The organism is Candidatus Borrarchaeum sp. (assembly GCF_019058535.1).
Lineage (GTDB): Archaea > Asgardarchaeota > Sifarchaeia > Borrarchaeales > Borrarchaeaceae > Borrarchaeum > Borrarchaeum weybense.
Genome location: NZ_JAHPYX010000237.1, coordinates 1 through 5,552, shown reverse-complemented (window position 1 = coordinate 5,552; position 5,552 = coordinate 1). Strand labels below are relative to the sequence as shown.

Here is a 5,552-nt window from a genome sequence, read left to right as displayed (position 1 = left end):
GTATAGCCCAGCATATCGGCAAAGGCCTGATTGCACTCAATAATATTTTTTTCCAAATCTGCAGAGAAAATTCCATCAGCAGAAGATTCATATAATCCTCGATATCGTTTTTCCGACTCTTTAAGTCTCTCCATTCGCTTTTCAACAAATTTTTCTAGATTTTCAGCATAGTTTTTAAGTTGACTCTCTAGTTTCTTTTGTTGAGTAATATCGTGAACAATTATCCACATTCCAATAGGGTTGTTTTCTTGGTCTTTGATGCGCCATGCTTTTACTGAGACAGAAATAATTGTCCCGTCTTGCTTGAGAGCTTCCGTTTCTAACTCATCAGAATAGCCACTTGTAAATATTTGGTCAGATAGAGTTTTTGCCACATAATCAAACAGTTTGCTGGGAAAGAGTTCACGATAGTTAGCGTTATATAATTGCTTTTTTGTATATTCAAGCATATCTGCGAAAGCCTGATTGCATTCTAGAATATTTCCTTCAAGATCTAGGAAGACGATACCGTCTAAGGAGGATTCGTACAACCCACGATAGCGTTTTTCTGATGCTTCTAAGTCTTCAGTATACTTTTTCAATTGTCGCTCCATTTTCTTCTGTTCGGAAATATCACGAACTATTTTCCAAATTCCAGTTGGTGTGCTTTCCTTATCTTTAATGAGCCAGCCTCTTACAGAGACCGGAAAGATTGTCCCATCTTTCTTGATATGCTCCTTTTCGTACACATTTGAATAGCCTTTTGGAAGTATCTGTTTGGTGAAAATATCTGTTTCAATGTCATACCATCTCTCAGGCGTAAGATCTTGATATGTCAAGTTATAGAGCACATCTTTGGTATACCCCAGCATGTTGGCGTAGGCTTGATTACATTCTATAATGTTTCCATCCATATCTAAAGAGGCAATACCATCAATCGAGGACTCATATAATCCCCGATAGCGCTCCTCTGATGCTTTGAGGTCTGATGTTCTTTCTTCAACGATTTGTTCGAGATTTTCAGTGTATTCCTTTATTTTTTTCTCCGCTTGCTTACGTTCAGTGATGTCACGAATAATACCCCACATTCCAATCGTTTTCCCTTCTTTGTTGATAGACCATCCTCTTGTTGCAATTGAGACGATTGATCCATCTTTCCTTATATACTCCTTTTCGAATTCTTCAGAATAACCCAATGTTAATATTTGGGTATGGTATTTTTTATTAGCTTCAATCCATTTGTCAGGTGTTAGGTCAAAAACATTGAGGGCATAAAGTTCTTCTTTTGAATAGCCGAGTAAATTAGCGTAGGCTTGATTGCATTCTAGAATGTTTCCATTTACATCAAGAGAGATAATGCCGTCTATAGAGGATTTATACAACCCTCGATAACGTTCCTCTGACTCTCTAAGTTCAACCTCCAATTTTTTTCGTTCTGTAATATCCTTTACCACTTCCACAACGGCGACGATCTTTCCATCGGCATCTCTTACTGGAGAACTTGTTACCAAAGTATTCATTGGCTTTCCATCAGGATTTATAACCACTTGTTCCGAAACAAAGGTTTTCCCCTCATTAAAGACCATTTCGACCGTGCACTGAGGACAGCGCTCATCAAAACACTTATACACTTTGTAACACTTTTTACCAACAACAGAACCCCAATGCTCCTTTATTGGCTGATTAGCCCAGATAATGTCTAATTCCTTATTTTGAATGGTGATTAGGTCTCCTATTCCTTTTAAAACAGCCTGCTGTTTAGCTTCAGCTTCTTTTAATTCTTTTGTCCGTTCTTCGACGATATTTTCTAAGTTTTCAGTATAATTTTTCAATTCTCGTTCCAATTTCTTACGTTCGGTGATGTCCTTATCAACCTCTACAACTGCAATTATCTCTCCCTTAGCATCTCTTACTGGGGAACTGGTGACTAATACATGCATTTGCGTTCCGTCTGGAATTGTGCTAATTTGTTCGGTAACTGTCGTTTTTCCTTCTTTGAACACTTTTTTAACAGTACAATCTGGACAGGGTACGGTTAATCCTTTATAAGCTTCATAACACTTCCTTCCAACAATCTCTCCCCACAGTTCTCTTATTGGCTGATTTGCCCATATTATGTCTAGATCCTTATTTTGAATTGTAATGAGATCGCCAATTCCTGTTAAAATTGCCTGAAGTCTTCCCTCCGATTCTCTTAAGGCTTTCGTTCGCTCTTCAACCATCTTTTCCAAGTTTTCAGCATAGTTCTTTATCTTCTCATCAGCACGTTTGTGCTCTGTAATGTTAATAATAATCCCTCTTAGGCCAACAGATTTTCCTTCGTTATCTCTGATGACAGAGCTATGTATTGCAACTGGGTATTTGCTCCCGTCTTTTCTTCGCGCTGTATATTCGTTTATTCCTATTTCTTCTCCTTTTATCAGTCTTGTAATATTCTCCTTGAGTTTCTCATGATCTTCAGGAACTACTAGTTGGAAGGCATTCAATCCCTTATCAAGATCCTCTTGAGAATAGCCTGTAGTCTTAAATCCTATACGATTGACGAAGGTAAGAGTTCCTTCGATATCTGTTTCATAAACTGTTTCTGGCAATAAATCAGACAATTCTCTGAATTTCTTTTCACTCTCTCTTAACGAGGTATCAACCTTTCTACGATCGCTGATATCGCGAACTATTGCTAAATCTGCTGGTTTTCCCTCGTATTCAATTAAACTGGCATTTATTTCAACTGGTATCTTCCTGCCATCTTTTGTATAGAGTTCAATTTCGTATCTATTTGGAATTTGTTCTCCAGCAATCCTCTTTTTATACCGTTCCATAACTAATTCTCGAGATTCTGGAGTAATATAATCAATAAATTGCTTTTCAAGTGTTTCCTCTAATGTGAATCCAAAAAGTTCAAGCAACATTGAATTTGCAAATTTTGCTTTCCCATGTTGAGCAATAGCGATCCCATCGTTTCCTTTTTCTACAATAGTTGAATACTTATCTTCAGATTCCTTTAGCGCTTTTTCTACTTGCTTATATTGTATTTCTGATGCTTCCAATTCAGCAATTCTTTGACGTAATTCTATCATTTCAGCTATAAGTTGCTCTTTTGTCTTATTCTCATTGTTCATTTAAAGCAACTCCTGAAGATTATTTTAATTTGAAAGTTGTGATTTGCATCCAATCAGGTTGTTCCCTGCCCCAACTTCTAACAAATAATCTGATTCTTTATATATTTTCATTGTTCATTACTTTTAAAATGATATATGCAAATGTCATTTAAAAGCTAAAACTTCAAAAACAGCAAACTGGAGGATATTTTATGGATTTTCTGGAAGTTATTGTGACAAGACGGAGTATTAGGAAATATAAAAATGATCCAATTCCTGAAGATAAACTAAACAAAGTCCTTGAAGCTGCACGTATCGCACCGAGTTGGTCTAACATGCAATGCTGGAGGTATGTTGTGGTAAAAGACAATAGCACTAAAAAAGCATTGGCAGACGTCTTACCTTCAGGAAATCCTGTTAAAAAGGCATTTATCCAAGCTCCCATTATAATAGCAGGATGTGCAGATCCAGAACGCTCAGGATACATAGATTCTCAAAGAATAGGGGACAAACAGTGGCACATACTTGATCTTGGAATTTCTATGCAACAACTAGTCCTTGCCGCCACAAATGAGGGGCTAGGAACGTGCTGGGTGTGTTGGTTTAGCGAAAAGGCGGTTAAGGATATTCTTGGTGTACCCGCTAATATTGAAGTTGTTGCGCTCACTCCACTTGGATATCCTGACGAAGAACCAAAGTCAAAACGCAGGAAATCAATCGAAGAAATTGTTTATTATGAGCAATATGGACACTCAGAATAACTCGTTCTTGTCTTCGAGACAAACAAAAAATTGAAAACTAGAATATCTCAAGGATTTTGAGAAATATAGTTGGTGAGAGATACATGCAAGTTGACATCCCTTACGGAGAGGAAAATATCACAATTGATATTTCAGCGCCTTGTGAAGTATTAGTCCCAAATGAAGTCCAAATCAGAGATCAATTTGAAATTATTGAGCAAGCGATTCAAAATCCAATAGGGAAAGAATCTTTCGAAGATTTTGCTGCGAAATCTGACCGTTTACTTGTCATCGTTAATGATGCGTCACGCCCGACTCCTACAAGTGTGATATTGGAGTTTCTTTTTTCATATCTTTCATCTCATTCTGATGTTCGGTTTCTTGTCGCTACAGGGGCTCATAGGGAACCAACTGAAGAAGAAAATCGTTTTATCTTTGGCAGGTTCTATGATGATTTCAAAGAGGTAATTTTCGTTCACGATGCTCGAAAGGAAGAAGATATGACATATCTCGGAACGTCGAAGAATGGGACCGAGATGTATATCAACAAGTTAGTTCCTGAGATCAGGAATGTGCTTATTATTGGGAGTGTTGAACCACATTATTTTGCTGGGTTCACCGGTGGAAGGAAATCGTTTCTCCCTGGCGTTGCCTCATATAAGACTATTGAAATGAATCATAGACTTGCGTTTAGTGATGATGCAAGATCTCTCGCTCTAGATGGTAATCCTGTCCATGAAGATATGGTAGACGCGATGAATGTTTTAGAAAATATCAATATTTTTTCTATTCAGACAGTTCTAACTGGCGATCATAAACTCTATGCCGTGACTGCTGGTGATCTACTGAAAACCTTTGATGCAGCTATTGAGGCAGCTAAAACGATCTATTGCGTTCCATTGAGGCAAAGAGCAAATATAGTTATTTCCGTTGCACCTTATCCTATGGATATTGATTTATATCAGTCTCAAAAAGCCCTAGACAATGGTAAATTGGCAGTAGAAGATGATGGGATCCTGATTGTTGTTTCAAAATGTCGAATGGGTGTTGGCGAAGCTGCATTTTTAGATCTTTTGGGTAGCGCAGGATCTTGTCAGGATGTTTTGAATATACTGGATGAAGAGTATAAACTTGGTTATCACAAAGCAGCAAAAATGGCACAAATCGGAATTAGAACTCAAATGTGGGCCGTTACTGATTTGGATGAAAATATTATCAAAAAAGCAAAGTTAAAGCCATATTCTGACATCCAGTCAGCTGTGAATGACGCAATTCAATTGATAAAGGTAAAGGGCAAACAGCCGAGAATTGTGATAATGCCATCAGGGAGTCTTACCATCCCATACCTAAATCTAAACAAAAAATAAGGTTAAAAAAAGTGTTTTCGGAATGAGGACATGATGTTTTTTAATACTCATATAGGTATTTCATTATTATTACCTCAAGGAGACCCCCCAACTTGTTGGGGGGAGGAATTGAGGTCGAGCGTTGCTCACACAACCCTTTCTGCGGAGACAGGGGTTGGTGTACCCAACCTCGGGTGGTGTTTTAATGACGGGTACTCGCAAGTCCCGCCGCTCCCAACACCAAGGGAGTAGGTTCTCTTCGCCAAAGTTATCAGTCAGTACTATACGATGATCACTGAGAGTTTCCTCTCTGTTTAAACCACCGTTTACAGAGCAAGGGACTAGAGAAGCATCCCTTGGTGTGTTCTTTAACTCTCCTGATAACGTAG

At 38.1% G+C, this 5,552-nt stretch carries 4 protein-coding genes; 2 read left to right on the top strand and 2 right to left on the bottom strand.

Going from position 1 to position 5,552, the window contains the following annotated elements:
• A partial coding sequence (locus QVB70_RS14610) for a PAS domain S-box protein (protein ID WP_287587719.1) occupies positions 1–3,098 on the bottom strand: 3,098 nt, incomplete at its 3' end.
• Between the two features lie 191 nt (positions 3,099–3,289).
• On the opposite strand from QVB70_RS14610, the gene QVB70_RS14605 reads away from it, so the two are divergent.
• Positions 3,290–3,838, top strand: coding sequence for a nitroreductase family protein (locus tag QVB70_RS14605; RefSeq protein ID WP_287587717.1), 549 nt, complete (start codon positions 3,290–3,292; stop codon positions 3,836–3,838).
• 83 nt (positions 3,839–3,921) lie between these two features.
• The gene (larA, locus tag QVB70_RS14600) at positions 3,922–5,184 is read left to right on the top strand and encodes a nickel-dependent lactate racemase (RefSeq protein ID WP_287587716.1); all 1,263 of its coding nucleotides are present in this window, start codon (positions 3,922–3,924) and stop codon (positions 5,182–5,184) included.
• A 69-nt stretch (positions 5,185–5,253) separates the two neighbouring features.
• Here the strand turns inward: larA and QVB70_RS14595 are convergent.
• Positions 5,254–5,552, bottom strand: a 299-nt coding sequence (locus QVB70_RS14595; protein WP_287587715.1) for a hypothetical protein, incomplete at its 5' end; no start/stop codon positions are given.

Excerpts from the sequence above, each read along its gene's own strand:
- QVB70_RS14605 (WP_287587717.1), top strand. The coding sequence starts at position 3,290 with ATGGATTTTCTGGAAGTTATTGTGACAAGACGGAGTATTAGGAAATAT.
- larA (WP_287587716.1), top strand. The coding sequence starts at position 3,922 with ATGCAAGTTGACATCCCTTACGGAGAGGAAAATATCACAATTGATATT.